Raw genomic sequence first — 26,683 nt, 5'->3', positions numbered from 1 at the left:
CTTTCAAAGAACCGAAATCTCTTCCGGTCCCGCAAGCTCCGCCGCCCACGTTTCTCTTTCTTCTCATCTTCAATTGTCAAATAACAGACCAGATACCCCGGTCGAATTTCCTCGCCTCAAACCAAAAAGTCCAAGGAACCAATCAGCAGCTAAGCCAATCTTAAAAGAAACTTGAGAGCGAAGGACTTCATCGCCAGCAGCGCCGCCGCCCTCGTTCAGTGAGGGGGCTTATAGATCCTACCCCTTTTCTAAGTCAACAGCGCCAGACAAAGTTTTTTGACATTTTTGTAACAGATTGATTCTCAAGGGGGATTTTCTAGAGACCGCGTTTGGGATCTTGAACGGCCCTCCAGCGGGGCTCCAAATTCCTCGATCAGATGGTCGTGTAGCGCCCTATCAGCGAAGTTCTGTTCCTTCCCGCTCGCGCAAAAGCGGCGCTGGAGGGTTGAAACTCCGCGAAACTGGATCATCTGCCCCCTTACGGATCAAATCTCGCGGAACCTATCGCAGCTCTTTCGTGTTCTCGTTCGTGTAAAGGAAAAGGAGAAAGACATGGCTGCCACTACCGATGACATCAGAGCATCCGTCAGCAAGGATATCGCAGCGCTCCAGCAAGAAGTGTCCCGCCTGCAGAAAATGATCTCGGCGCAGGGCGCAGAGGCTTACTATGAGGTGCGTGACCGGGCAGGCAAGGCTTATGAGGACGCCCTTCCCCGCGCGAAGAGCGCGGTAGCGCAGATCCGGGCAGAAGGTGTGGCTGCCGCAGGCGCCGCCCGCGAGCATCCTGCTGCGACGACGACCGCGTTGGCGCTCGCCGGTGCGATCGGCTTTCTAGCCGGCTATCTCTTGGCCGGCAGTCAAGAGCCACCACGTCATTGGTGGCGCTGATATAGTGACAGCGGAAACGCCCCGCATTCATCGCGAGCCGCAGTGATCCGAAGTTTAATGCGGCTCGTAATACTTTGGTCTTAGAAAAACCAAGTTTTGCCGTTACTAGGGCCGCTAGAATAAGAGGGAGGACTATTCGTGGAGTGCAAGGGAGCCCATTTTATAGTCGAAGTCAGCGTTGATGGCGTCAACGGCCGCAGGGCTGTCGGCATCATGAACACGCGTCAAGCTCTCGAACTGCCCGAGTTGCCTTCCCTGTCCTACACCCATCCGGACCCCGCCAAGGCAGCAGCAGGTGTCGTTATCAGCCGTCAGGAACTCGCCGGTTACATGGCCAGCCACTGAGGCTTTCTGCCCTCTCCCCAAGACGAATTGGATGGCGCGCAAAGCGCCATCTCGCTTTTTTCGCTTTCGTCACGCAGCGCTTTGAACCCGTTATTATCCCCGCGTTTTGTCGATGGCTTGCTGGCATCGTGACCCTGTTCATGTCAGAACCTGATCAACGGCAATGACGGGAAGAAACAGTGTGAGGCAGCGGCGCTCACCTCAGAAATCGCGCGAACGCGCCAGACCGAACGGGGAGACATCCGGCAAGCGGGTAACTTTGCCGCGTGCGCTCTCCAAGCTCGGGCACTGTTCGCGCACGCAGGCCGAACGGCTAATCCTGGAAGGTCGCGTGTCGGTCGATGGCCGCAAAGTCACCGATATTTCCGCATGGGTAGACCTGGCATTCGCGAAGATCCGCGTCGACGGTACCGAAGTGGTCGCCGAGGCAAAGATCTACCTGATGCTTAACAAGCCGCGCGGGCTGGTCACGACGCGCGATGATCCCGAGGGCCGGCCGACCGTCTACGACTGCCTCAAGGATTTCGAGGCTCCGCACCTCTCGCCGGTCGGCAGGTTGGACAAGGCGAGCGAAGGCTTGCTGCTTTTTACCAACGATACCGTCTTCGCGCAGGCGCTGCTCGATCCGCTCACCCATGTCACCAAGACCTACCATGTCCAGGTCAACCGGATCATGGACGTGGAGATGCTGGCCCAGATGACTTATGGGGTCCGCCATGATGGCGAAATTCTGAAGGCGACGTCGGCGACGCTGTTGAGGAGCGGCGACAGGAATGCCTGGATCGAGGTCGAACTCGATGAGGGCCGCAACCGCCAGATCCGCCGCATGCTGGAAGCCCTGGATGTCGAATGCCTCCGCCTCGTGCGCGTTGCGATCGGTGGCCTGGCGCTCGGCGAGCTGCCAAAGGGTGCTGTGCGTGCCTTGACGGATGCGGAACTAAGAGACTTGCGCCAGAGTTCCGGCGTGGAAACGGCAAGACGGAATTGAGTGCATGACGGAATTGGCGGCGCACGAGTTTTGGCAGGAGATCCACAGCCCAGGCACCTTTAGAAGCGACGGCGATGTCTCGACGTCCTATATCGCCGAACTGGATGATGGGCGGCAGCTTCGCCTGCCTGTACGCGTGTTGGCAGACGGGCAGCATGCGCTGGCCTCCCTGATCATCAATCAGGCAAGCTTCCAGGTTCTCGATGTCCTGGCTGGATCGCTTGCCGAGAAGCTGGAGCCTTTCGAGGTCGAGGTTGTTGCCGGCCTACCGACCCTTGGCCTGACGCTCGCAGCCGCCGTGGCGCAGAAGCTGGGGCATACACGATATGTGCCGCTCGGTACGTCCCGAAAGTTCTGGTACCGCGACGACCTGTCCGTGGCGCTCTCCTCGATTACCACCCCCACCCAACAGAAACGTCTTTATATAGATCCACGCATGCTGCCACTGCTGGAGGACCGGCGTGTTGCGCTGATCGACGACGTCATTTCCAGTGGCACTTCGATCGTTTCCGGGCTGCAGCTTCTTGCCGGCTGCGGCATTGAGCCTGTTGCTATCGGTGTCGCCATGCTGCAGTCCCGCCGCTGGTGCGAAACGCTCGATGCCGTCGGACCGCAATGGCGGGAAAAAACAGTCGGCGTCTTTTCTACCCCGATGTTGGAGATGACCGAGACCGGCACCTGGCGCCGGCCCGCAGTCTGAATGCACGGTCGCGTGGAGCGCGGATTGCAATATTTCGCTCTATACAGCGCGAGCCGAACCGCTACAGTCTCGTGATGGATTGAGGTTCGGGGCAAACCATGACGTTCGAGCAAGCATCCTTGCTAATCCTCCTGCTTGCGATGCTCATCCTGTTTTCGTTGGAGCGCTTTCATATCGAAGTGGTCGCGATTGCCGGGCTGCTCGCCGGCTATGCCCTCCGCCTCTATTCCGCCGAACAGATCTTCTCCGGTTTTGCAAGCCCGGTAGTCATCACGGTCGTCGAGATCCTGCTCATCGTACAGGTCCTTGCACGGGCGCAGCTTTTTGATCAGCTCGCGGATTTTTTCGTGCGAGCCAAATTTTCGGATATCGCCGTCATCGCGACATTGTCGGGCGCGACCGGCTTCATCTCCATCTTCATGAACGACATCGGCGCCTTTTCGATCGCCTTGCCGGCGACGCTGCGCGTGAGTGCCCTGCTCTCGATTCCCAAACGACAGCTGATTATGCCGATCTCCTTTGCCGCGCTCCTCGGCGGCATCGTCTCGCTGATCGGTACGCCGGCGAACATGCTCGTCAGCAACGCTTGGGCAAAAGCAAACGGCAACGGCTTTCGACTTTTCGACTTTGCCTATGTCGGGCTACCGGTCGCCGTTGTCGGCATCATCATAACCGCATGGCTTGCACCACGGCTATTTCCGAAAAAGGATGGAGAGGCCCTCTCCGCTGAGCCGGTTTCACCACCGCGACGCAGGATCACCGAACGACATATCCCACCGGGCTCCTCGCTGATCGGTGCTCGGCTTTCGGACCTGCCGGATCGCTTCTCGCTACAGCCGCATACGCTCGTGCGTGACGGCAAGTTTGTTTTCGGCACGCCCGACAAATTGGTTGTCGAGGCGGGCGACCTGCTATTGGCCGAAGCAGACGAGACGGTCTTTGATAGGCTTTACTCGTCCGGAACCCTGCTTCCGGAGCGCCACCCGAGCGCAGATTCTGCCGATCTCGATTACGTCGAGGCCGTCGTAATGCCGGAAAGCACGTTGGTCGGCTCGCGGCTACATTCTCTCGAGGTGTTCAGCAGCCGCGATGTTACGATATCGGCACTCTCCATGCGCTCGCCACGGATCGAGGGGCGCTTCGCCGATCTGCAACTGTCGATCGGCGACATTCTGGTCTTGGAGGGCGAGCAAAGGGCGATCGCCGAAGCGCTGGAGGAGTGCGAATGCCTCCCGCTGGCGTCGCAGCCGCCGTCCCGAATGTCCGCATCGTCCTGGCAGCCTTTTGCCATTTTCGCCGCAGGCGTTGCCGCGACGGCCTTCGAACTCGTGACGCCTGATATTGCTTTTGCAGGCGTCGTGCTTGTCCTAGCACTCCTAAATTACCTCAACATTCGCCAGGCGATGGCTGATCTCAACTGGCCGATCATCATCATGCTCGGCGCAATGATCCCGATCGGTTCCGCCGTCGCGACAACTGGCACCGCCCAACTCATCGCGGCGGCGCTGGGTTCCATGGTGTCGCTGGCCGAACCCGCCGTGGGGGTGGCGCTTGTTCTCTTTCTGTCGATGCTCCTGACGCCTTTTGTTAACAACGCGACTGTCGCAATCGTCATGAGCCCCATCGCCGTTGCCTTCGCAGCAGCCGGCCATCATTCTCCATCGGCCTATCTGATCGCCGTCGCCGCGGGCGCCTCGCTGGATTTTCTGACACCCTTCGGCCACCACAACAATACGCTTGCCATGGGGATCGGAAGCTACCGCTTCAGTGACTTTCTGAAGGCCGGCGCGCCTCTGACCGTGCTGAGCTATAGTCTTACCCTACTTCTTATCTATCTCTTCTGGCTTTAAGAGCCGGTTTGCTTGACATCCCCGGCAATGGAACTAGAGCAGGGGAAAAGTTCCCGATCAACGCAGAAGGATGGTCGAGCCCGTGCGAATTCTCTCCGAAGCCCATTTCCCAGAGCTCCCCAATTACTACCGTGGCAAGGTTCGCGAGAACTATGACCTGCCGGATGGGCGCCGCATCATCATCAGCACAGACCGATTGAGTGCTTTCGATCGCATCCTCACCTGCATCCCTTACAAGGGCCAGGTCCTCACGCAGACGGCCCGCTACTGGTTCGAGGCGACGAAGGACATCTGCCCCAACCACGTTCTCGACTATCCCGATCCGAACGTTGTCATCGGCAAGCGTCTCGATATCCTGCCGGTGGAAATCGTCATTCGCGGTTATCTCGCCGGCACCACGGGGACCTCGATCCTCACTCTTTATAAGAAGGGCGAGCGCGAGATGTACGGCATGCGACTGCCGGACGGCATGCGCGACAACCAGAAACTCCCGACCCCAGTCATCACGCCGACCAGCAAGGAATTCGATGGCGGCCACGACGAACCGTTGACGCCTGCCGAGATCGTCGAGCGCGGACTCTTGACCAAGGAACAATGGGAAACGCTCTCGCGTTACGCGCTGGCTCTCTTTGCCCGCGGCCAGGAACTTGCGGCCAAGCGCGGGCTCATCCTTGTCGACACCAAATATGAGTTCGGCACGGACGAGAACGGCAACATCATTCTCGCGGACGAAATCCACACACCCGACAGCAGCCGCTACTGGCTTGCCGACAGCTACCAGTCAAGTTTCGAGGCAGGCGCGCGCCCGACAAGCTTCGACAAGGACTTCGTTCGCGCCTGGGTCGCCGAGCGTTGTGATCCTTACAAGGACGAAATACCGGAGATTCCCGTCGAACTGATCCAGCAGACCTCCAAGGTCTACATCAAGGCCTACGAGAGCATCACGGCGCAACGCTTCGTTCCCGACGACAGCTGCGCGACGCCGGTCGAGCGCGTCCGCAAGAATCTGTCCGTCTACTTCTCTTAAAGTCGCGCGATAGAAAGCCTGCAACATTAGCTTGCAGGCTTTCCGTCCTTAGCGCTAGCATCTGGAAAACTGGGGGCCGGCCTCGTGCCGGCAGGGGAATGGATGGCACGCAGGCCAAGACGTAAGGCCGAAGAGACTCGTGAAGACATTCTGTCCATGGCGGAATTGTTGTTCCGCCAACGCGGTTTCGTCGCCGTTTCGATCGCCGACATTGCTGCCGCGCTTGGAATGTCGCCTGCCAACGTCTTCAAGCACTTCCGCTCGAAAGCCGCCCTCGTCGATGCGATCGCTGAACGCCATCTGGGCGATGTAGCTGACCGCTTCGCGACCTTTGACGATGCGCTACCGCCAAATGAGCAGTTGCTTCGCTTTGTCTTGCGCCTGCTGGACAGTCACCTACAGGATATCCAGCAGAACCCCTACATCTTTGAAATGGTCCTGATGACGGTGCAGGCCAAGCTCGAGGCCGGCAATCGATATAGGGAGCGCATCGTCCGGAAACTGGATGAAATCATACGAGCAGGTGTCGCCGAAGGTCGCTATCACTGCAGTAGCGCCGCAGATGCCGCCAACACCGTTGCCGATGTCCTGGCGAGTGTCCTGCATCCCGTTCTGATCGCCCGTGATGATAAGGACACACTTGTCCAGCGCGCAAAGCAGATCGTCATTTTCGTGGATGCCGCACTGCAAAATAGCGCTTGCTAAGTGACGATTCATAACTTACGTCACTTCGTAAAGTCTTTCTTAAATTCGGATCAGTGGCATTTGATTCTGGATCGACGGTCGGCCTTGCTTGTTGAAGAAGGTCACTGGTTCGGACGCCACCGCACAAGGAATTCATTATGATACGGCGCATTTTCCTCGTTTCCTCCGCCCTCGCGATCGGCGGCGTCCTCGCCGCATGCAGCGACAGCGGCAACAAGCAGGGCGCGGCCGGGGCCGCGGGTGCAGCCGCCGCCCAGCAAGCCGCGCCGGTTGGCGTGATATCCCTGACGAAGGCCACCTTCCCCGTCACCACGATCCTGCCTGGCCGGGCCGAGGCTTCGCAGATCGCCGACATTCGCCCGCAGGTGAGCGGCATCATCCGCGAGATCCCCTTCAAGGAAGGTGGCGAAGTCAAGAAGGGCGACGTCCTCTATCAGATCGAAGACGCACCTTACCTGGCAACCGCTGCACAAGCGCGCGCCGCCATTGCCAAGGCCGAAGCCAGCGTTCCCAGCGCGCAAAGTAATTTCGATCGTTACCAGCGCCTAGTCGGCTCGGGCGCGACGCAGATCGAGCTTGAGACCGCACGCACCAACCTTCTGCAGGCGCAGGCCGAGGTCGAATCCGCGAAGGCAGCGCTGACTGCCGCCGAAATCGATGTCGACCACACGAAGATCACTGCGCCGTTTGACGGCGTTATCGACCAGACGGCATACAACGTCGGCAACGTCGTCGCGGCCAACCAGACGGCGGCGCTCACCACCGTGCGCCAGTTGGACCCGGTCTACATTCTATTGACGGAGTCGAGCACCAACCTGCTGCGGCTTCGCGACGCGATCCGCAGCGGCGAGGTCAAGGGCAACGCCGGCAATGCCGCCTTCCGCCTCATCCTCGAAAACGGCAAGGAATATGACCAGAAGGGCACGCTCGACATGTCGAAGTCCGTGGTCAGCGAGACGACCGGGACGTTTATCATCCGCGTGCGCTTCCCGAATCCAGATCACATCATCTTGCCCGGCATGTATGTCCGCGCGACGCTGGAACTCGGCGCGGAGCAAGGCTATGCGCTGCCGCAGCTTGCCACCAGCCGAAATGCAAATGGTGAGCTGACCGCGCAGTTCGTCTCAGCCGACGGCAAGGTCGAAACCCGCATCTTCGAAAACGCATCTCCTTCGAACAACGCCTGGCTTGTGACCGAGGGTATCAAGGACGGCGACCAGCTGATCGTCAGTGGCCTGCAGTCGATTACGGCAGGCATGCCCGTCAAGCCAATGCCGATGAAAATCAATGACAAGGGCATCGTCGTGCCCGCTGATCAGGCCGCATCCGGTGAAGCGCAGAAGCCCGCCGCGAAGTAATTCGCGACGAACCGTGATCAGAGCCGCACAGGAACAGTAAGCCAATGGCCAAGTTTTTCATCCGACGCCCGATCTTTGCTTGGGTCATCGCGATTACGATCATGCTCGCGGGCCTGCTCGCGATCTTTACGCTCTCGATTTCGCAATACCCCGATATCGCGCCGACGACGGTGCGGATCAACGCGACCTATCGCGGAGCGAGTGCCGAAACGGTCGAGAAATCGGTGACGACCATCATCGAAGACGGCATGACCGGCCTCGACGACCTGACTTACATGACCTCGACCTCGTCGACCGGCTCTGCCAGCATCTCGCTGACGTTCGGCACCAGTGCCGACCCCGACATCGCGCAGGTTCAGGTCCAGAACAAGCTCCAGCTCGTGCAGTCCAAGCTGCCGGGCGATGTCATTGACGCCGGCATCAGCGTCACCCGCTCGACGTCGAGCATCCTGCTCGTCGGCTCGCTCGTTTCGACCGACGGCAAGCGCAGTTCCGTCGACCTCGGCAACATCATGTCGACGTCCATCGAAGATCAGATCCAGCGGTTGGAAGGCGTCGGCAGCATCAATATCTTCGGCTCCGGCTACGCCATGCGCGTCTGGCTCGATCCGTACAAGCTGCTGAAGTACCAATTGACGACAGGCGACGTGACCTCCGCAATCGAAGCACAGAACACCCAGGTTTCCGTTGGATCGCTTGGCGCCCAGCCATCAGTTGAAGGCCAGCAGCTCAACGTGACCATTACGGCGCAGAGCCAGCTCACTACCGTTTCCGACTTCGAGCACATCATTCTGAAGGTCGAAAAGGACGGTTCCACCGTGCGCCTCAGCGACGTGGCACGCATCGAGATCGGCCAGGAGAGCTATGGCGGCTCCTCCCGCTACAACGGTCAGCCATCGAGCGGTTTTGCCGTCAACCTCGCCATCGGCGCCAACGCCATCGATACTGCCGCCCGCGTACGCTCTGCCCTCGACACCATCAGCCGCGGCCTGCCGGAAGGCGTGGAAATCACCTATCCGTACGACACAACACCGTTCGTCGAGCTGTCGATCGAGAAGGTCGTGCACACGCTGATTGAAGCCATCGTTCTCGTGTTCATCGTGCTGCTGATCTTCCTGCAGAATCTTCGGGCAACGCTTATTCCGACGATCGCCGTGCCGGTGGTTCTGCTCGGGACCTTTGGCATTCTCGCCATGGCGGGATATTCGATCAACACGCTGACAATGTTTGCCATGGTGCTGGCGATCGGCCTCCTCGTCGACGACGCGATCGTCGTCGTCGAGAACGTCGAACGCATCATGACGGAAGAGAAGCTGTCGCCGCTCGAAGCGACCGAGAAGTCGATGGGCGAAATCACCGGCGCGATCGTTGGTATCGCGCTCGTCCTCACCGCCGTCTTTATTCCAATGGCCTTCTTCGGCGGTTCGACCGGCATCATCTATCGCCAGTTCTCCGTGACGATCGTCTCGGCGATGCTGCTTTCTGCACTCGTCGCGATCGTGCTGACGCCAGCGCTTTGCGCGACGATGCTGAAGCCTGTGAGCGAGCACAAAAAGCACCGCATCGGTGACTGGTTCAACCGCAACTTCACGCGTTCGACCAATGGATATGTGAGAACCATCGGGTACCTGCTGAAGCGGCCAATCCGCGTCATGCTCGTCTTCCTTCTTATCGGCGTCGGTTGCGCCTATCTCTTCAATCGCCTGCCAAGCTCGTTCCTTCCTCAGGAAGACCAGGGCGTTCTGCTGACAATCGTCACCACCCCTCCGGGTTCGACGACGCAGCAGACGCAAGCTGTCGTCGAGAAAGTCGAGAAATACTACCGCGAGAACGAGAAGGAAGCCGTCCAGTCCGTCTTCGGCGCGCTTGGTTTCGGCTTCAATGGCTCTGGCCAGAACAGCGCCATCGTTTTCACCAAGCTCAAGGATTTCTCGGAACGCACGGATCCGAACCTGCATGCCCAGGCTGTCGTGACGCGGGCGCTCAAGACCTTCTTCACCTTCCGCGAGGCGCAGGTCTTCGCGCTGCTGCCGCCGGCGATCCAGGGTCTCGGTGTCTCGAGCGGCTTCTCGATGTATCTCGTCGATACCGGCGGCCATGGCACCGATGCGCTGGATGCTGCCTCGAAGCGGCTGATCCAGATGGCCAACACCAGCGGCAAGGTCGTTGCCCTCCGCAGCAACAACAAGGAAGTCGAGCCGCAGATGAAGATCATCATTGACCAGGAGAAGATCGGCGCGATGGGCGTCGATATTTCCGCGGTCAATTCGATGCTCTCGGTGATTTTTACCGGCCGCGACGTGAACGACTTCACGCTGAACGGCGAGATCAAGCCCGTCTACGTGCAGGGTGATGCGCCATTCCGCATGCAGCCTGACGATCTCGATCATTGGTATGCCCGCAACTCGAGCGGGGAGATGGTGCCCTTCTCCGCCTTCACCCGCACAGAATGGGTCAAGGGCGCCCCGACGCTCGCCCGCTTCAACGCAGTAAGCGCCATCCCGCTCGACGGCGCGTCCCCACCGGGCGTAAGCTCGGGTGACGCGATGAACGAAATGGAAGCTTTGACCGCGCAGCTGGGCGGCGGTTACACCGTCGCCTGGCAAGGTATCTCCTACCAGGAACGTTTGTCGGGTTCGCAAGCACCGATGCTCTACGCGATCTCCGTCCTCGTCGTCTTCCTCTGCCTGGCAGCGCTTTACGAAAGCTGGTCGATCCCGTTCTCCGTCATCATGGCCGTACCGGTCGGCGTCCTCGGGGCCCTCACTGCCGCAACGTTCTTCGGCCAGGCGAACGACGTCTACTTCAAGGTCGGCCTGCTTACGACCATAGGTCTTGCCGCGAAGAACGCGATCCTGATCGTGGAGTTTGCGAAGGACAGAATGGAAACGGGAATGGGACTGCTAGAGGCGACACTCGAGGCAGCGCGCCTGCGCCTACGCCCCATCATCATGACATCGCTTGCCTTCATTCTAGGCGTCGTACCGCTTGCAATCGCAACCGGCGCCGGTTCTGCAGCGCAAAACGCGATCGGCATCGGAGTGCTCGGCGGCATGCTCGCAGCAACGGCTCTCGGCATCTTCTTTGTCCCCTCATTCTTCGTTGTCATCCGCCGGATCTTCTCGCGGACGCAAAAAAATGAAGCGTGAGTGTGATATAAATGCACTGTGAGAAGAGGAGACTCGTTGATACATTGCCGCCGACTGCTTCGGGATGGTGTTTCTCGTTTGAGCGAAGCGCGGCCGATAGCGAAGCATGAAGGCTTCTGACAAGAATAGATTTGGTCGAGTTACAGGAAGATTTTTAATGGCATCTTTTCGCTTTGCCTCTCCGGCGCTTCTGCTTTTGCTCGCGGGCTGTGTCAGCGGCCCGGACCATGTTCCTCCGGAGATGCCGCTTCCGGCGAAGTTCAGCGAGGGCGGCGCCAAGAACATAGGCGACGTCTCGACGGCAGCGTGGTGGACGGCTTATCGTGACACCAGGCTGAACGGTCTGGTCGGCGAGGGACTAAACCAGAACCTCTCGGTACAGCAGGCCCTAGAACGCATCAACGCCGCAGCTGGCGGCGTCACCGTGGCCGGCGCCGGTTCGTTGCCGAGCCTGCTGGTCGGTGCCAGCCACACCACGAGCGGCACGATGGGTGAGCGGAGCGTCTCAGGCGGCGCCACCAACATCAGCGCCGGCGAAGCCAACGTCTCCTGGCTACTCGATCTCTTCGGCCAGTATCGCCGCTCCAAGGAAAGCGCACAGGCAAGCCTTGATGCCGCCTATTCCAGCGCCGACGTCGCCAAGCTCACCCTCCTGCAGGATCTGGTGAACTCCTACATCGACCTGCGCTTCTTCCAGGAGCGCCTGGCACTGTCGCGCGCCAACCTGAAGTCGCGCCAGGAAACCTACGAGCTGACCAAGTTCCAGCTCGAAGCCGGCGCCGCCTCACGCCTCGACGTCGTCCAGGCCGAAGGACTGGTGCAGTCGACGCAGGCCGAAATCCCCGGTCTGGAAACCAACATCCGCGTCGCCGCCCACCACATCGCCACGCTGCTCGGCCAGCCGGCCGGCTCACTGCTCGGTGAGCTCCTGAAGGGCGCACCACAGCCGATCTTCCGCGGCGGCATTGCCTCCGGCGTCCCGGCCGACCTGATCCGCAACCGGCCCGACATTCGCGTCGCCGAGCGGAATCTCGCCGCCGCTACCGCCAATATCGGCGTTGCCATCTCGCAGCTCTACCCGACGATCACCCTGTCGGGTTCGATCTCGCCGAGCTATGTCAAGGTGGCCGGCGTCTCGGGCGGCAGCCTGACCAGCTGGTCCTTCGGCCCGACCCTGACGCTGCCGATCTTCGACGGCGGCCGCCTGCGCGCCAATGTCGACATCGCCAAGTCCGATGCCAAGACGCAGTATCTCGCCTGGAAATCGACGGTGCTGAGCGCGGTCGAAGAGGTCGAGAACGCGCTCTCGGCGGTGCGCCGCGACGCCCAGACGGTGGAAGCGCTGCGCGCCCAGGTGAAGACGACGCAGGAAACCCTGGAACTGTCGACCGCCAGCTATAAGGACGGTGCATCTTCGCTGCTCGATGTGCTCGATGCGCAGCGCCAGGTGTCGCTGGCCCAGGCAAGTCTTGCTGCAGCCATCCAGCAGATGGCCAAGGACTATGTCGCCCTCAACGTCGCCATCGGCGGCGGCTACAATCCGGGCGCACCGCGGACCACCGCGCCACCAAAGGCAAGCTGAGCCACATGAGACATCAAGCCCCGCCAACAGCGGGGCTTTTTTATTACTGTCACCGCATCAATACTGACCGCGGCGGCAATTTTGGAATCGACAAGGCCAATGGCGTGATGTACGAAATGATTAAACGATTAATCTACACACGTCGGAAAGCATGCCTCCCACGCGACCTGGACCGAATCTGAGCAGGATTGCAACGTCGCTTGGCGTCTCCGTCGCGACAGTCTCCAATGCGCTCTCGGGCAAGGGACGTGTTTCCGAACATCTGGCTGAGAAAATCAAGGAACATGCGGCCGAACTCGGCTATGTCCCTAGCCAGGCAGGGCGTGCATTGCGTACCGGCCGCAGCGGCGTCCTTGGCCTAGTTCTACCTGATATCGCCAACCCGCTTTTCCCCAAGCTTGCGCAGGCCATCGAATTCGCGGCCAGCGCGGCGGGCTACGGCGTGCTGATCGCCGACTCCCGAGGCGACGTTGCAACGCAGACCGAGGCAATCAACCGACTGATCGAGCGTGGCGTCGAGGGCATGGTGATCATACCGCGCCGGGCCACTCGAATTTCCGCCGCGGCCTGTCCCGTCGCGGTCATTGATACAGCGTCCACGCCGGGCAACACCGTTGCCGCCGATCACATGCAAGGCGGCTGGGCGATCGCCAATCATCTAGCCGAGCTTGGGCACCGGCGTGTCCTTATCATCGGCAACAATCCCGGCTCAAACGTCCAGAACGATCGCGTGGGAGGAATCCGTTCAGGTCTCCGTCCCGGGATGAGTTCGGCAACCCTCTGGATCGAGACGCTGGAACGGCAAAACGGCAGCGGATGCAGCCTCGGCCTCGCTGAGAAAGTGCGTGAGGGCTACACGGCGTTCGCCGCACTGTCAGACCTGCAGGCGCTGCGAGCCCTCACAGAGTTGCAGCGTGACGGCATCGATGTGCCCAGCATGGCGAGCGTTACCGGTTTCGACGATCTCATCTGGTCGCCGGTCATCACGCCATCCCTGACGACGGTGGCGATGGACATGCACACGATCGCGGAGATCGCGATTTCATCGCTACTGCAGACCATACAGACGCGAGGCAGCCGCGAGGGCGTACTTGTCACGTCCGAGGCCGACCGAGTTCCAATGCAACTGATCGTTCGCCAGTCCTCCGGGCCGGCGGACCCAACACGAATATCCTGACAGGCGGAGAACAGCTGACATGAAGAATGCCCTCATCGCTTCGGCCGCGCTATTGGCGCTGTCGCCCCTCGCCGCAAAGGCAGAGGAGAAGACGCTGACGATTTCCGTCTATGCCTTCGCTCAGGATGACTTCAAGACCATCGTCTACGACCCCTTCGAGGCGAAGTGCGGCTGCAAGCTCGTGGTCGAGACCGGCAACAGCGTCGAGCGACTTGCCAAGATGGAGGCCAACAAGGCGAGCCCCGTCATCGACATGGCTGTCGTCTCCATGGCCGATGCTCTTTCAGCCTCGCGCAAGCACCTGATCGACAAGATTGATACTTCGAAGCTCTCCAATTTCGGGAAGCTCTACGACCTCGCCAAGGATCCGAATGGCGACGGCATGAGCGTCGGCTATACCTTCTACGCCACGTCGATCGCCTACCGCTCGGACAAGATGAAGATCGAGTCCTGGGCAGACTTGCTGAAGCCTGAATATGTTGGCCATGTCGCCTTCCCGAACGTCACCACCAACCAGGGCCCTCCGGCGCTCTTCATGCTCGGCCAGGCGCTCGGCAGCGACCACCCGGACCTGAAGGCGCCGATCGAGGCGCTCGGCGAGAAGAAGGACGAGATCGTCACTTTCTATGAGAAGTCCTCGCAGCTCGTGCAGCTGATGCAGCAGGAGGAAATCTGGGCCGCCCCGATCGGCCGTTTTTCCTGGGCAGGCTTCACCAAGCTCGACGTTCCCGTCGCATGGGCAACGCCCAAGGAAGGCCAGACTGGCGGCATGAACGTGATGGTCGTCACCAAGGGCTCGAAGAACCGTGATCTCGCCCTGCAGTTCATGGACTTCTGGCTCTCCACCGAAATCCAGACGAAGCTTGCTGAAAAGCTCGTCGACAGCCCGGCGAACAAGGAGGTCAAGCTCTCCGAAGAAGCCGCCAACAACCTGACCTACGGCGAAGAAACCGCCAAGAGCCTGAAGCTCATCCCGTCAGCAGCCGCGCTCGACAACCGCGCGGCCTGGCTGAAGGAATGGAACGAGAAGGTCGGTCAGTAATTTCCAAGCTGGCTCCCAGGCTTGCGGGAGCCAGCCCTTCCATCCGTCGAAAGTCGCTTCATGTTTCAAAACCGCGCAGAAGCCCTGGCGCTTGCCCTGCCCGCAGCAGTCTTTGCCGCGCTGGTCTTCCTGCTGCCCGTTGTCGTCCTCCTCTCCGAAGGCTTCCGCATCGACGGCAGCTGGACGCTCAGCGCCTATACCGGCTTCTTTTCCGAGTCGCTGAACCGTACTGTCTTTTTGCGGACCTTCCGCTTAGGGCTTGAGGTGACAGCGGTTTCGGCTGTCATCGGCTATGCCGCCGCCTTCGCAATCGTCAACCTGCCGCCGAAGGGCAAGGGCCGGGTGATCGGCCTCGTCACCTTGCCGCTGATGATCTCGCCGGTTGCCCGCACCTATGCCTGGATCGTCATCCTCGGCCGCACCGGCATCGTCAACCAGGCCATCCAGGGCCTCGGCCTCAGCGACGGCCCGCTGCGCCTGCTTTTCACCGAAACCGCGGTCTTCATCGGTCTGCTGCAGCTCTTCTTGCCGCTGATGATCCTGTCGCTGATCAGCGCCCTCGAGAACATGCCGACGGACGCCATTTCCGCCGCCCGCGTGCTCGGTGCCAACTGGTTCCAGGTGTTCTGGAAGGTGATCCTGCCGCTCACCCGCGAAGGCCTCGTCGTCGGCGGCACGCTCGTCTTCACCGGATCGCTTACCGCCTACATTACGCCTGCCGTGCTTGGCGGCTCGAAGGTGCTGATGCTGGAAACGCTGCTCTATCAGCAGGTGTCGGTGGCCAACAACTTCGTCTCGGCAAGCGTCATCGCCTTCATGCTGATCGTCATGAGCTTTGCCGCCAACATCCTGCTCAAGCGCCTTGCCACGGCGAGGAACAAGCGATGACGGCCCGTATTCTCTCTCCGCTGGTTCTCGGCCTTTTGCTGATCTTCCTGATCGGCCCGTTCCTGATCATCATCGCCGCATCGCTCTCGGCTGGCGACACACTCGCCTTCCCGCCGCAGGGACTTTCCCTGAAATGGGTCGCCAAGGTCTTCACCATCGACAGCTTCCGCGAGAGCTTCGCCATGTCGATGTTCCTTGCCGTCTTCGGCACGCTGACAGCGCTCGTGCTCGGCATTCCCGCCGCCTACGCGCTGTCGCGCTACAAGTTGCCCTTCGGCGAAACGGTGCGCACCATCGTCTCGCTGCCAATCATCGTACCCGGAATCATCGTCGGTCTGGCCCTGCTGCGCTATCTCGTGGTGCCCTTCGGCTTCAACATCACGCTGGCCCTGTTCATGGCGCACACGGCGCTCGTGCTGCCCTACGCCGTGCGCGTCGTGTCAGCCAGCCTCAACAACCTGCGCTCGGATATGGAAGAAGCTGCCGTCCTGCTCGGTTCCTCACGCGTTGGCGCCTTCTTCCGCGTCGTCATGCCAAATATCCGCGGCGGCATCCTGGCGGCCTTCGTCCTTGGCTTCGTGACGAGCTTCAATCAGGTTCCGGTCTCGCTCTTCCTCTCCGGTCCGGGCGTCCGCACCCTGCCGATCGACATGCTGGGCTACATGGAGACCACGTACGATCCGTCGATCGCGGCTCTCTCCTCGCTGCTTGCCTTCCTTTCCATCGGCATCGTCTTCCTTGCCGAACGCTTCCTGGGATTCTCTCGTTATGTCTGACGCCTATCTCAAACTCGACAAGCTGACGCTTGCCTACGGCGATACGGTCGCGGTAAAGGATCTGGATCTTACGATCAGGAAAGGTGAACTCGTCGCCCTCCTCGGCCCCTCCGGCTGCGGCAAGACCACGACGATGCGCTCCATCGCCGGCCTGCTGAACCCGAGTTCCGGCCGCATCACCCTCGACGGGTCGGACATCACCCGCGTTTCCGCCAACAAGCGCAATGTCGGGCTCGTCTTCCAGTCCTACGCCCTCTTCCCGCATCTGACGGTCTACGAGAACGTCGCCTTCGGCTTGCGCCTGAAGGGCATCGGCGGCAAGGAGCTCGATGGCAAGGTCAGCGCCGGCATCAAATCAGTCGGCCTTGCCAAGTTTGCAGATCGCAAACCCGCCGAACTCTCCGGCGGCCAGCAGCAGCGTGTGGCCCTTGCCCGTTCCATGGTCATGGAGCCGAAAGTTCTCTTGCTCGATGAGCCCCTTTCCAATCTCGACGCCCGCCTGCGCCTCGAAATGCGCGCCGAGCTGCAGCGCGTCCAGAAGGAAACCGGCGTCACGATGATCTTCGTCACCCACGATCAGATCGAGGCGCTCGCTCTCGCCGACCGGATCGTGGTGATGCTGAACGGCGGCATCGAGCAGGTCGGTGCACCGGAGGAAATCTACAATAAGCCCGTCTCGGCCTTCGTCGCCGATTTCGTCGGCTTCGAAAACGTCTTTGCGCTGGAAAACGGCAAGCTCGCGACATCCACCACATCGGTCGAGCTTTCCGGTCCAGCGCCGCAGGCCGCAAAGGGCCTGGCCTGGCGTCCGCGCATGGTGAACCTTGGTTCAGGTCCTTACCAGGGCACCGTGCGCGGCACCTCGTTTGCCGGCAACACCCGCGAATATCTGCTTGACACGCCGCTTGGCCCCATCAAGGCCGAGGTCGATGCCGAACTGCCGACGCATGCGATCAGCTCGACACTTCCATTCGACCTGCCGCTTGCCGCAGCAGCGGCGCTCTCACGCTACAGGTAACATCATGGGCGTCTGGATCGACAGCGACATGGGCTTTGACGATATCGCCGCGATCCTCGTGGTGACACACGCGAAGCTCGACATCGCAGGCGTCTCGCTTGTCTTCGGCAACACGCCGCTGCCGCAGGTGCGCGTCAACGCATCAGGTGCTGCCAAGGCCTTCGGCTGGACTTTCCCGATCCACACCGGCCGTGCCATGCCAGTTCTCGGCTCGCTCGAAACCGCCCAGGCGATCCTCGGCGAAACAGGTATTCCGACATCGGGCCAAGGTCTGCCCGCCGCGCCGGCCTTGCCGGACGGCGATGCATTCGCTGCGCTCTGCCGCTGGCTAGAGACCAATGGCCCGCACCGGATCCTGGCTCTCGGCCCGTTGACCAATCTCGCCGCCCTCGCACTGGCACGCCCGGACCTCGCAGCCCTTATCACCGAACTCACCTGGATGGGAGGCGGCGTCACTGCAGGAAATCACACGGCATCGGCCGAGTTCAACGCGCTGGCCGACCCGGAAGCCCTCGCCATCGTTCTCGCCCATAATCTGCCGCTGCGCATGGTCGATCTCGATCTTTGCCGCAAGGTTATCGCGACTCCTGACGACGTCGGCCCGGTGCGAGACGCCGGTGGCGCCAACGCGCCCCTTATCGCCGATATGCTCGACGGCTACATCGGCATCGGAACCAGCCGCGGCAGACCGGGAATGGCGATCTACGACCCATCAGCCGCAGTCGCCTTCGTCGCACCCGACATCGTTACTTTCCGCCCGGCGCGCATCGACGCCGAATTGCAGGGTCAACATACGCGTGGCCGCACCGTGGTGGAGACCCGGGCGACGCATGCAACCTTCAACGCCGAATACGCCGTCGATATCGACACTGAAAAGGCCCGCGCCTTGATCCTCGGCGCACTGATCGATGAGGCCGGCCGATGAGCGCCACCGAACGGAAGGATCTCAACGATCCCGCACTTCGCGCCCGTGCCGTCGCCGCCGCGCGCGGTGATGCGCCTTTCGACCTGCTGATCTCGGGCGGACGCCTGCTCGATGTCGTCACCGGCCTGACCCGCGACGCCGACATCGGCGTCGTTGGACCGCTCATCGCAAGCGTCCACGCACCGGGCAGCCGCACCGACGCTGCCAAGACCGTCGACGCAACAGGCAGCATCGTTTCGCCAGGCCTCATCGATACGCACATGCATATCGAAAGTTCGATGGTGACGCCCGCTGCCTATGCGGTAGCCGTCGTTCCGCGCGGCGTAACGACTGTCGTCTGGGATCCGCACGAATTTGGCAACGTGCATGGCCTGGACGGCGTGCGCTGGGCAATCGAAGCGTCCCGGTGCCTGCCGCTCCGTACCATTGTTCTCGCGCCTTCCTGCGTTCCTTCCGCTCCGAGGCTTGAAGTCGCCGGCGCCGATTTCGACGCATCGGTCATCGCCGAAATGCTTCGATGGCCTGGCATCGGCGGTGTAGCCGAGGTCATGAATATGCGCGGCGTGATCGACGGCGATCCCCGCATGACTGATATTGTGAATGCCGGCCTCGCTTCGGAAAAACTCATTTGCGGCCATGCGCGCGGACTTGAATCCGCTGATCTGAACGCCTTCATGGCTGCCGGTGTCAGCTCCGATCACGAATTGACCTCGAGCGCGGACCTGCTGCAAAAGCTGGCCGCCGGGCTGACCATCGAGCTTCGCGGCTCGCATGACCATCTGCTGCAGGAGTTCGTAACCGCGCTCAACGGAATCGGCCATCTGCCATCGACGGTCACGCTCTGCACGGACGACGTCTTCCCCGACGAACTGAAGGACGGCGGAGGTCTTGACGATGTCATCCGACGGCTCGTCCGCTATGGCATGAAACCGGAATGGGCGCTGCGGGCCGCCACCTTCAATGCAGCGCAGCGATTGAATCGTTCGGATCTTGGCTTGATTGCCGCCGGCCGACGCGCCGATATCGTGCTCTTCGAAGACCTCGTTGGTTTCGCCACGAAAGCCGTCATCGCCAATGGCGCAATCGTCTCGACATCGGGCGAAATGAACGCCCAGTTGCGCTCGTTCGATACCGTCGCGCTACAAAATTCGATCAAGCTGACCGCCTTGGAGGAAGATGACTTCAGGGTTCCCGCCACCGGCCAGCGCGTTCGTGTCGCCACGATTGACCGCCCCCGTTTCACGCAATGGGGCGAGGCGGAAACCGGCGTCGACGGCGGCTTCATCGTGCCGCCGGTCGGGAGCACCATGATCGCGGTCGCGCATCGGCACGGCAAGGTCGACGGTCGGCCGCGCGTCGGCTTCCTGACAGGTTGGGGAGAATGGCGCGGAGCCTTCTGCACGACGGTGTCCCACGACAGCCACAACCTCACTGTCTTCGGCGGCAATGCACGCGACATGGCGGTCGCCGCCAACGCGGTGATATCAGCGGGCGGCGGCATGGCTGTCGCCAGAGATGGCCAGATTGAAGCGCTTCTACCCTTGCCGGTGTCCGGCCTGGTCACCGACGCGCCATTGGAAGAAACGGCCGCGTCCTTCCGGGCGATCCGAAAGGCGATGGAAAAGATCGTCGACTGGAAGCCGCCCTATCTCGTCTTCAAGGCCTGCTTCGGCGCAACGCTTGCCTGCAACGTCGGCCCGCATCAGACCGATCGGGGGATCGCCGACGTCCTGACAGGCCAAGTGCTCGAAAACCCAGTGATCGAGACCCTCGAGCACGAGGAGTAGCAGCAGCTGGGCTTGTGCCCCAGCTGCGGTCGGCTAAGTCATCGAGGTCCGCGAACCACCGATTAAAGTGCGGCCTTCAGCTCGCGCTCGACCAGCGTTGTCCAAAAGGCCGCGCCGTAGCAAATCGCATGATCATTGAAGTCATACGCGGTGTTGTGATGCAGGGCGCCATCGACGGCAGGACCATTCCCGAGCCAGACGTAACATCCCGGCGCATTCTGGCCGAAGAACGCGAAATCATCGCCTGCCGTCGAGGGCGGGAAACTCGTGCGCACCTTCCCCTCGAAGACCGCCTTAGCGGCGCCGAGCGCACGCGCGGTCGCGTCGCTGTCGTTGACCACGGGCGGAATGCGTCGTTCGAACTGGTAGTCTACCGCAATGCCGAACATCGCCGCCGTGCCATTCGCAAGCCGGCCGATCTCTTCCTCGAGTTGATCGCGAACTTCAGGCGAATAGGCCCGGGCGGTGCCGCCGATCTCGACGATATCGGGTATGACGTTCAACGCCTTGGGGTCGCCGGCCTGCAGCGAGCAGGTGCTAACGACGGCCGGCTGCAGCGGATCGACGACGCGCCCGACAATCGTCTGTAATGAGGTCAGGAAGGTGCCGGCAGCCGTGATCGGATCCTTGCCGAGATGCGGCTTGGCGCCGTGCGTCCCGGTGCCCCGGAAGGTCACGCGCCAACTGTCTGACGATGCCAATTGAGGGCCTTCGACTACAGCGATCTCATCGACGGCAAGGCCCGGCATATTGTGAAGCCCGTAGACGGCATCGCAGGGGAACAGTTCGAACAGACCCTCCTCGACCATCCTGCGCGCGCCGCCCCTCCCCTCCTCGGCCGGCTGGAAGATGAAATGCACGGTTCCGGAGAAGTCACGCGTTGCCGCCAGATATCGTGCCGCGCCGAGCAGCATTGTTGTATGCCCGTCATGTCCGCACGCATGCATCTTGCCAGTAAATTTTGACTTATACGGACGATCCGCCATCTCCGGCATCGCAAGCGCATCCATATCCGCCCGCAACCCGATTGTCCGCGTGCCATTGCCGACCTGCAGCGTACCGACAACGCCGGTGCCGCCGAGGCCGCGATGCACCTTGATGCCTGCGTCTTCGAGCAACTGCGCGACGATGTCGCTCGTGCGCTCCTCCTCGAAGCCAAGCTCTGGATGGGCATGCAGGTCGCGACGCAGTCCGGTCAGGAAGGGCAGATCGGTCTCGATCCGGGCAGGAATGGGCATGGGCCTTGGATGTCCTGTAAATACAAGCGGGCGCCAGAACAGCGCCCGTCACAGTCCATCCGTTATTTAACAATTGCCCTAGGAATTCAACCTTCTCAACCGGCTCAAACGACGGTCTCCCCGCCGTCGACCACGAGGATCTGCCCAGTCATGTAAGAGGAGCGGTCCGACACGAGGAAGAGGATCGGCTCGGCGATCTCCGACACGTCGGCCCATCGTCCAAGCGGCACCTTCTCAGCGATATAGGCTTCGATCGCCTCACGCCCGCCCATCTGGGCAATGAAGGGCTCGTTGAAGGGCGTGTCCACCCAGCCGGGGCAAAGCGCATTCACGCGGATGCCGAACCTGGCATAGTCGCCCGCCATCTGCCGCGTCATGGCGATGACGGCGTGCTTGGTCGTCGTATAGGCGATCATCTCGCGATCGTAGAGCACGCCCGATGAGGATGAGGTGTTGAGAATGACGCCTTTGCCCGTCTTCTTCATGACAGGCACGACGAAGCGCGCGGCCATGAAATGTGCGCGGACATTCAAGCTCCAGGACTTGTCAAAACCGTCGATCGCGACCTGCTCCAGATCGCCGGCGACCTGCGCGCCGGCATGGTTGTGAAGGATGTCGATGCGGCCATGATGTTCGGCAATCGCGGCAATGCCTGCTTCCAGCGCCTTGTCGTCGGTGACATCAAGCACCATGCTTTCGGCGCTGCCGCCAAACCTACGGATCCGGCTGACGGTCTCCTCGGCATTCATGAAGTCGATGTCGGCGACGACGACATGGGCGCCCTGTTTCGCCATGACGAGCGCGCCGGCCTGACCGATGCCGGACCCGGCACCGGTGACGATTGCAACACGGTTCTTGAGGATCATGGTGTTTCCCAATTAGGTTGTTGTTGTCCTTTCGCGCATAAGGAAACGCGCGATGAGAATGAGGGCAAGCGATGCGATGAGCACCATCGTGGCGATTGCGTTGATCTCGGGCGTCACGCCGCGACGGATCGAGGCAAAGACGTAGATCGGCAGCGTCGTGTTCGACCCGGCGACGAAGAACGCGATGATGAAGTCATCGAAGGAGAAGGTGAAGAGCAGGAAACCGGCCAGGATCGACGGCAGGATCTGCGGCAGCACGATCTGGCGAAAGGTCGTCAGCGGCGTCGCGTAGAGATCACTCGACGCTTCGACGATATCGCGCCCGAGGCTGGCGATGCGCGCCTTTACGATCATCGTCACCAGGGCCATGGTAAAAAGCCCATGTGCGGCGATGATCGAACCGTAGCCGAGCGTCAGCTTTGGCGGTTGATTGCCGGGCCAAATCGCTGCCAGTGCCGGATTGATGAAACCGAAGACTTCAACCAGGGCAACCAGCGTCGCGATGCCGATCACAACCCCCGGAACGACGATAGCTGCGGCAAACAGGCCATCGAACACGGCCCGTGTCTTGGCGCCAAGCCGCTCCATGCCGAGCGCGGCCATGGTGCCGAAGATCGCCGCTAGTGCAGCGCTGGTCAGGGCTATGATGAGGCTGTTTTGCAGAGCCTCCATGAGGAAGGTGTTGGAGAGCGCCTTACCGTACCATTGCGTGGAAAAGCCCGTGAAATCGGAAGCGTTGCGGCCCGCATTGAACGAGAACAACACCACCAGCGCGATCGGTGTGTAGAGAAACAGATAGACTGCCGTAACAAGCCCACGCATCAGACAAGATCCACCTGGCGGGCACCCGCAACGCGCCAGGCGATGCGCATGGCGACGAGAAGCACGATGACGACGACGACAACGAGGGTGACGGCGATCGCGGAGCCGAACGGCCAGTTGCGCGACTGCAGGAAGAGGTCGACCAGCGCGTTCCCGATAAAGAACACCTTGCCGCCGCCCAGCAGCTGCGGGATCAGGTACTCACCGAGCAACAGGATGGTGACCAGCGCCACGCCGGTCATCACGCCCGGCAACGACAGCGGCAGCGTTATGCCGAAGAAAGTCGACAGCGGTCTTGCTCCGAGGTCCGCTGAAGCTTCCAGCAACCGGCGGTCCAGCTTTTCCAGGCTGACATAGATCGGCATGATCATCAGCGGCAGGTAGCCATAGACGATGCCGAGAAGGACAGCCCCCGGCGTGTTCAGAAGCCGTACATTCTCGATGCCGACAAATTCCAGGAGATGCGGGATGCCCCGCGCGCCGAGGATATACATCCACGCATAGGTGCGAACGAGAAGACTGGTCCAGAAAGGCACTACGACGAGTGACACCAGCAACAACCGATGCTGCGGGCTTACCTTCACCGCCAGGTAGTAGGCGACCGGATAGGCCACCAACAGGCAGACGAAGGACCCAATCGGCGCAAGCACCAGCGTGTTCTTGAAGGCGGCCGCACGGGATCCGAGATTGGCAAATTGGGCAAACGTAAATGCCGCTTGGTAACCGCCTTCCGGCGCCCGCTCGCCGAAGGAGAACACAACGATGGCAATGAACGGCAGGACCAAAAACACGAATAGCCACGCGCTCGCCGGCGCAACGAGGGCCGCGGTGATCAGGCGTTTTCTGGTGTCCGGTGACAGAGCCATTCTGGAGGTTCGCTGTTGGTGGCCACGAGGAGGCTTGCCCCCTCCCGAAACCGGGAAGAGGCATTGCATGACGGCAGGCTGGTCACGCCGACTTGAACCGCGCCATCAACTCGGCGCGACCCGGATCCGTCAGGGTTACAGCGGCGCCGAACTCCAGAGGCGTCAGCGATGCTTCATCCGGATAGACGATCTTGTTTGAGGTGATCTCCTTCGGCAGCAACGAAATGACGCGGCTATCGGTGGTCGGCGCGCCGTTGGCGATATGCTCCTTCACCGCGTTCGCGGGATCCATCAGGTAGTTGAGAAGAGCATAGCCTGCCGCCTTGTTCGGAGCGTCCTTCGGGATCGCATAGTAGTCGGTCCAGATTTCACCACCGTCCGTTCCGAGGATGTAGGCAAGCTCAGGCATGTCGCGATTAAGCTGCGCACCGTCGTTCGTCCAGCACATCGTCATCCAGGCGTCCGTGGCGCGCATGGCCGGCTGATAGTCGGAGTTGATGGCGAAGAGATGCGGTTTCACCTTGATCAGCAGCTCCTCGGCCTTCGCAAGCTCCTCCGGCTTGATCGAGTTGAAACCATAGCCCAGCGACACAAGCGCGCTGCCGATCGTCGTCAGCTGGTAGTCATGCACCATGGCGCGGCCATCAGCTTCTGTCTGCGTGAGCTCGAAGAAATCCTTCCAGCTCGTGGGCTTCGCCTTGATCTTGGAGGTGTTGACCGAGAATCCGGTCGTGCCCCAGTTCTTCGGTAGAGCGTAGGTCTTGCCGTCGATCTGGCCTTCCTTGGTGAAACGCGGGCTCTCCGTCGACTGGCTGAAATTGGCAATCTTCGAGAGGTCGAGTTCGTCAATCAGGCCGAGCTTGTGGTAGGTGGAAATCGTGTAGTTGGTCGGCACGAAAAGCGACCAGCCAGAAGCGCCCGCCTGCAGCTTCGCCAGCATTTCCTCGTTCGAACCGAACACGTTGACTTCGACGGCCACGCCGGTTGCCGCCTTGAAGTTCTCGAATGTCGCCGGATCATGGTAGTTCGGCCAGGTCGCGATCGACATCTGCGTGCCGAGGTCTTCGCCGGCATAGGCTGGCGTCGACAAGGCACCTGGGAAGCGCGACATCACTGCGGTCGCAAGACCGAGGCCGGTGATGCCGAGGAAGTGGCGGCGGCTGACAGAGCCACGCTTGAGCCGCATGAACTCGTCCATGAAGCCGTTGGCTGAAATGGGAAGGTTATCCCTATAGTCTTTGCTCATGATGCTGTTCCCTTGTTTTGATTTTAGGCTGCACTTGATGCTGAGAAGACATGGGCCGCGCCGGGATCAAAGCCGAGGTAGACAGCCTCGCCGGGCTCGACCAGATCGCTTTCGTTCATGCTGCGGCGGTCGGCGGTCACCAGAAAGTCACCGAGCCCCGGCACCGTGACGGCATATTCCGCCGACGACCCCAGGAAGATGCGGTGGGTCACCGTGCCTTTGAAGCTTGCGATATCGGGCGCCTGCATGCGTGTCAGGCGGATCGATTCCGGCCGGATCGCGACGATTGCCTCGCCCGTTGAAACACCCGCCCGGATCCCCGCGGCGATTGCGGAACCGTCCGCAAGACGCAGCGTCGCGCCATCCGCCTCCATCGTCGCCTTCACCCGGTTGGTCTTGCCAACGAAATCGGCTACGAACAAATCGGCCGGGCGGTCATAGACCTCCTGCGGCGAGCCCAGCTGGCGAATCCGCCCCGCGCTCATCACGCAGACGATATCCGCCATAGAGAGCGCTTCTTCCTGATCATGGGTGACCAGAACAAAGGTGATACCGAGTTCGCGTTGCAATGTCTGCAATTCGATCTGCATGGCGGAGCGTAGCTTCTTGTCGAGCGCAGCCAGCGGTTCGTCAAGGAGCAGCACCGACGGACGGTTGACGATCGCGCGAGCGAGCGCCACGCGCTGCTGCTGTCCACCAGACATTTCGTGGATGCGGCGCTTGGCGAAGCCGCCGAGCCGAACCATTTCAAGCGCCTCAGTGACACGCCGGTCGATTTCGGTCGCCGCAAACTTGGGCCGCATCTGCTTCAGACCATAAGCAACGTTCTGCCGGACGTCGAAATGCGGAAACAACGCATAATGCTGAAAGACCATGTTCACCGGGCGCCGATAGGCCGGCACACCGTTCATCTCGCGCCCGTCGATCAGCACAGTACCTTGGCTTGGCTGCTCGAAACCGCCGATCATGCGCAGGCAAGTGGTCTTGCCGCAGCCCGACGGGCCAAGCAACGCGAGGAATGCACCCTTCGGCACATTGAGGTTGATGTCCGTTACGGCGATCACCGGGCCATAATTCTTGGTGACCGAACGGAATTCGATATCGTTCGTCGAAGCAGATGCCACGTCTGTTCCCTGCGGTTGGTTTGGATTGGGCAGTCTAGACGACCGATTCCATGAAAGCGGCGTTTGATGGAACCTGACGTGCGCTGGTGGATTCCTGGTTTGAGATTATTCAAATGAGGAGTTTCATCATGGCACCAAGGCGGCGAGTCATTGAGCTGGCGATGAGCGAGCAAGAGATCGAAACGCTGACAGCTCTTTCGCGGTCTCGAACCGAGCCGGCGAGCCGGGTATCGCGGGCAGCCATGCTGCTGGCCTACCGCGAGAACCCGTCGTTCTTTGCGGTGGGACGACGACTTGGCGTGCATCATCAGACGGT

Annotated in this window: 23 protein-coding genes and 1 pseudogene; 18 read left to right on the top strand and 6 right to left on the bottom strand. The window is 61.0% G+C overall.

From position 1 onward, the window contains the following. Window positions 1-552: 552 nt before the first annotated feature. The 17 genes from RHIBUN_RS0130140 (at window position 553) to RHIBUN_RS0130060 (ending at window position 20,205) form a co-directional block, all read left to right on the top strand. The gene (locus RHIBUN_RS0130140) at window positions 553-888 is read left to right on the top strand and encodes a hypothetical protein (protein ID WP_018113492.1); all 336 of its coding nucleotides are present in this window, start codon (window positions 553-555) and stop codon (window positions 886-888) included. Window positions 889-1,026: 138 nt separating this feature from the next. Continuing rightward, a complete protein-coding gene (locus RHIBUN_RS34375) occupies window positions 1,027-1,233 on the top strand; it encodes a hypothetical protein (RefSeq protein ID WP_037218028.1) in 207 nt (68 codons plus the stop codon). A 181-nt stretch (window positions 1,234-1,414) separates the two neighbouring features. After that, window positions 1,415-2,221 (top strand): pseudouridine synthase, encoded by an 807-nt coding sequence (locus RHIBUN_RS0130130; protein WP_025662473.1) that lies wholly within the window; start codon window positions 1,415-1,417, stop codon window positions 2,219-2,221. A gap of 4 nt (window positions 2,222-2,225) precedes the next feature. Beyond that, complete coding sequence (locus tag RHIBUN_RS0130125) at window positions 2,226-2,921, top strand: phosphoribosyltransferase (RefSeq protein WP_025662472.1); 696 nt, start codon at window positions 2,226-2,228, stop codon at window positions 2,919-2,921. A gap of 98 nt (window positions 2,922-3,019) precedes the next feature. Further along, window positions 3,020-4,771, top strand: coding sequence for an SLC13 family permease (locus tag RHIBUN_RS0130120; RefSeq protein ID WP_025662471.1), 1,752 nt, complete (start codon window positions 3,020-3,022; stop codon window positions 4,769-4,771). Between the two features lie 82 nt (window positions 4,772-4,853). Beyond that, window positions 4,854-5,798, top strand: coding sequence for a phosphoribosylaminoimidazolesuccinocarboxamide synthase (locus tag RHIBUN_RS0130115; protein ID WP_025662470.1), 945 nt, complete (start codon window positions 4,854-4,856; stop codon window positions 5,796-5,798). 102 nt (window positions 5,799-5,900) lie between these two features. Beyond that, window positions 5,901-6,503 (top strand): TetR family transcriptional regulator, encoded by a 603-nt coding sequence (locus tag RHIBUN_RS0130110; RefSeq protein WP_025662469.1) that lies wholly within the window; start codon window positions 5,901-5,903, stop codon window positions 6,501-6,503. Between the two features lie 137 nt (window positions 6,504-6,640). Next, a complete protein-coding gene (locus tag RHIBUN_RS0130105) occupies window positions 6,641-7,861 on the top strand; it encodes an efflux RND transporter periplasmic adaptor subunit (RefSeq protein WP_025662468.1) in 1,221 nt (406 codons plus the stop codon). Between the two features lie 44 nt (window positions 7,862-7,905). Further along, the gene (locus RHIBUN_RS0130100) at window positions 7,906-11,010 is read left to right on the top strand and encodes an efflux RND transporter permease subunit (protein WP_018117132.1); all 3,105 of its coding nucleotides are present in this window, start codon (window positions 7,906-7,908) and stop codon (window positions 11,008-11,010) included. Between the two features lie 157 nt (window positions 11,011-11,167). After that, entirely contained in the window at window positions 11,168-12,592 is a 1,425-nt protein-coding gene (locus RHIBUN_RS0130095; RefSeq protein WP_025662467.1) for an efflux transporter outer membrane subunit, read from the top strand. A 151-nt stretch (window positions 12,593-12,743) separates the two neighbouring features. Beyond that, window positions 12,744-13,769, top strand: a complete 1,026-nt coding sequence (locus RHIBUN_RS0130090; RefSeq protein WP_025662466.1) for a LacI family DNA-binding transcriptional regulator — start codon at window positions 12,744-12,746, stop codon at window positions 13,767-13,769. A 19-nt stretch (window positions 13,770-13,788) separates the two neighbouring features. Beyond that, the gene (locus RHIBUN_RS0130085) at window positions 13,789-14,811 is read left to right on the top strand and encodes an ABC transporter substrate-binding protein (RefSeq protein WP_025662465.1); all 1,023 of its coding nucleotides are present in this window, start codon (window positions 13,789-13,791) and stop codon (window positions 14,809-14,811) included. A gap of 60 nt (window positions 14,812-14,871) precedes the next feature. Beyond that, a complete protein-coding gene (locus RHIBUN_RS0130080; protein WP_025662464.1) occupies window positions 14,872-15,699 on the top strand; it encodes an ABC transporter permease in 828 nt (275 codons plus the stop codon). Beyond that, a complete protein-coding gene (locus RHIBUN_RS0130075) occupies window positions 15,696-16,475 on the top strand; it encodes an ABC transporter permease (protein ID WP_025662463.1) in 780 nt (259 codons plus the stop codon). The genes RHIBUN_RS0130080 and RHIBUN_RS0130075 overlap by 4 nt, the downstream gene beginning before the upstream one ends. After that, entirely contained in the window at window positions 16,468-17,493 is a 1,026-nt protein-coding gene (locus RHIBUN_RS0130070) for an ABC transporter ATP-binding protein (protein ID WP_025662462.1), read from the top strand. The genes RHIBUN_RS0130075 and RHIBUN_RS0130070 overlap by 8 nt, the downstream gene beginning before the upstream one ends. 4 nt (window positions 17,494-17,497) lie before the next feature. Beyond that, a complete protein-coding gene (locus RHIBUN_RS0130065) occupies window positions 17,498-18,418 on the top strand; it encodes a nucleoside hydrolase (protein ID WP_025662461.1) in 921 nt (306 codons plus the stop codon). Beyond that, the gene (locus tag RHIBUN_RS0130060; RefSeq protein WP_025662460.1) at window positions 18,415-20,205 is read left to right on the top strand and encodes an adenine deaminase C-terminal domain-containing protein; all 1,791 of its coding nucleotides are present in this window, start codon (window positions 18,415-18,417) and stop codon (window positions 20,203-20,205) included. The genes RHIBUN_RS0130065 and RHIBUN_RS0130060 overlap by 4 nt, the downstream gene beginning before the upstream one ends. Before the next feature lie 62 nt (window positions 20,206-20,267). On the opposite strand, the gene RHIBUN_RS0130055 is transcribed toward RHIBUN_RS0130060, so the two are convergent. The 6 genes from RHIBUN_RS0130055 to RHIBUN_RS0130030 form a co-directional block, all read right to left on the bottom strand. Continuing rightward, window positions 20,268-21,443 (bottom strand): M20 aminoacylase family protein, encoded by a 1,176-nt coding sequence (locus RHIBUN_RS0130055; protein WP_025662459.1) that lies wholly within the window; start codon window positions 21,441-21,443, stop codon window positions 20,268-20,270. A 104-nt stretch (window positions 21,444-21,547) separates the two neighbouring features. Further along, entirely contained in the window at window positions 21,548-22,309 is a 762-nt protein-coding gene (locus RHIBUN_RS0130050) for an SDR family oxidoreductase (protein ID WP_025662458.1), read from the bottom strand. Between the two features lie 12 nt (window positions 22,310-22,321). Next, a complete protein-coding gene (locus RHIBUN_RS0130045) occupies window positions 22,322-23,131 on the bottom strand; it encodes an ABC transporter permease (protein ID WP_025662457.1) in 810 nt (269 codons plus the stop codon). Continuing rightward, window positions 23,131-23,997: an ABC transporter permease gene (locus tag RHIBUN_RS0130040; protein WP_025662456.1), complete on the bottom strand. Its 867-nt coding sequence runs from the start codon at window positions 23,995-23,997 to the stop codon at window positions 23,131-23,133. The genes RHIBUN_RS0130045 and RHIBUN_RS0130040 overlap by 1 nt, the downstream gene beginning before the upstream one ends. A gap of 82 nt (window positions 23,998-24,079) precedes the next feature. After that, window positions 24,080-25,243 carry a spermidine/putrescine ABC transporter substrate-binding protein gene (locus RHIBUN_RS0130035; protein WP_025662455.1) on the bottom strand — a complete coding sequence of 388 codons (1,164 nt, stop codon included), beginning with the start codon at window positions 25,241-25,243 and terminating at the stop codon, window positions 24,080-24,082. A 23-nt stretch (window positions 25,244-25,266) separates the two neighbouring features. Beyond that, window positions 25,267-26,367: an ABC transporter ATP-binding protein gene (locus RHIBUN_RS0130030; RefSeq protein ID WP_025662454.1), complete on the bottom strand. Its 1,101-nt coding sequence runs from the start codon at window positions 26,365-26,367 to the stop codon at window positions 25,267-25,269. A gap of 128 nt (window positions 26,368-26,495) precedes the next feature. Here RHIBUN_RS0130030 and RHIBUN_RS34370 point away from each other — a divergent pair. Further along, window positions 26,496-26,683, top strand: a pseudogene (locus RHIBUN_RS34370) (IS630 family transposase); the annotation flags it as partial.

Source organism: Rhizobium sp. IBUN, assembly GCF_000510625.1.
Classification (GTDB): Bacteria; Pseudomonadota; Alphaproteobacteria; order Rhizobiales; family Rhizobiaceae; genus Rhizobium; species Rhizobium altiplani.
This window is presented reverse-complemented; position numbering and strand designations above follow the sequence as displayed.

Bases quoted from the DNA above. Each gene is read 5' to 3' on its own strand.
- RHIBUN_RS0130070 (WP_025662462.1), top strand. From the start codon at position 16,468: ATGTCTGACGCCTATCTCAAACTCGACAAGCTGACGCTTGCCTACGGC.
- RHIBUN_RS0130045 (WP_025662457.1), bottom strand. From the start codon at position 23,131: ATGCGTGGGCTTGTTACGGCAGTCTATCTGTTTCTCTACACACCGATC.
- RHIBUN_RS0130095 (WP_025662467.1), top strand. From the start codon at position 11,168: ATGGCATCTTTTCGCTTTGCCTCTCCGGCGCTTCTGCTTTTGCTCGCG.
- RHIBUN_RS0130050 (WP_025662458.1), bottom strand. From the start codon at position 22,309: ATGATCCTCAAGAACCGTGTTGCAATCGTCACCGGTGCCGGGTCCGGC.
- RHIBUN_RS0130105 (WP_025662468.1), top strand. From the start codon at position 6,641: ATGATACGGCGCATTTTCCTCGTTTCCTCCGCCCTCGCGATCGGCGGC.
- RHIBUN_RS0130085 (WP_025662465.1), top strand. From the start codon at position 13,789: ATGAAGAATGCCCTCATCGCTTCGGCCGCGCTATTGGCGCTGTCGCCC.
- RHIBUN_RS0130090 (WP_025662466.1), top strand. From the start codon at position 12,744: ATGCCTCCCACGCGACCTGGACCGAATCTGAGCAGGATTGCAACGTCG.
- RHIBUN_RS0130065 (WP_025662461.1), top strand. From the start codon at position 17,498: ATGGGCGTCTGGATCGACAGCGACATGGGCTTTGACGATATCGCCGCG.
- RHIBUN_RS0130125 (WP_025662472.1), top strand. From the start codon at position 2,226: ATGACGGAATTGGCGGCGCACGAGTTTTGGCAGGAGATCCACAGCCCA.
- RHIBUN_RS0130060 (WP_025662460.1), top strand. From the start codon at position 18,415: ATGAGCGCCACCGAACGGAAGGATCTCAACGATCCCGCACTTCGCGCC.
- RHIBUN_RS0130075 (WP_025662463.1), top strand. From the start codon at position 15,696: ATGACGGCCCGTATTCTCTCTCCGCTGGTTCTCGGCCTTTTGCTGATC.
- RHIBUN_RS0130120 (WP_025662471.1), top strand. From the start codon at position 3,020: ATGACGTTCGAGCAAGCATCCTTGCTAATCCTCCTGCTTGCGATGCTC.
- RHIBUN_RS0130110 (WP_025662469.1), top strand. From the start codon at position 5,901: ATGGCACGCAGGCCAAGACGTAAGGCCGAAGAGACTCGTGAAGACATT.
- RHIBUN_RS0130035 (WP_025662455.1), bottom strand. From the start codon at position 25,243: ATGAGCAAAGACTATAGGGATAACCTTCCCATTTCAGCCAACGGCTTC.
- RHIBUN_RS0130040 (WP_025662456.1), bottom strand. From the start codon at position 23,997: ATGGCTCTGTCACCGGACACCAGAAAACGCCTGATCACCGCGGCCCTC.
- RHIBUN_RS0130080 (WP_025662464.1), top strand. From the start codon at position 14,872: ATGTTTCAAAACCGCGCAGAAGCCCTGGCGCTTGCCCTGCCCGCAGCA.
- RHIBUN_RS0130140 (WP_018113492.1), top strand. From the start codon at position 553: ATGGCTGCCACTACCGATGACATCAGAGCATCCGTCAGCAAGGATATC.
- RHIBUN_RS0130100 (WP_018117132.1), top strand. From the start codon at position 7,906: ATGGCCAAGTTTTTCATCCGACGCCCGATCTTTGCTTGGGTCATCGCG.
- RHIBUN_RS0130055 (WP_025662459.1), bottom strand. From the start codon at position 21,443: ATGCCCATTCCTGCCCGGATCGAGACCGATCTGCCCTTCCTGACCGGA.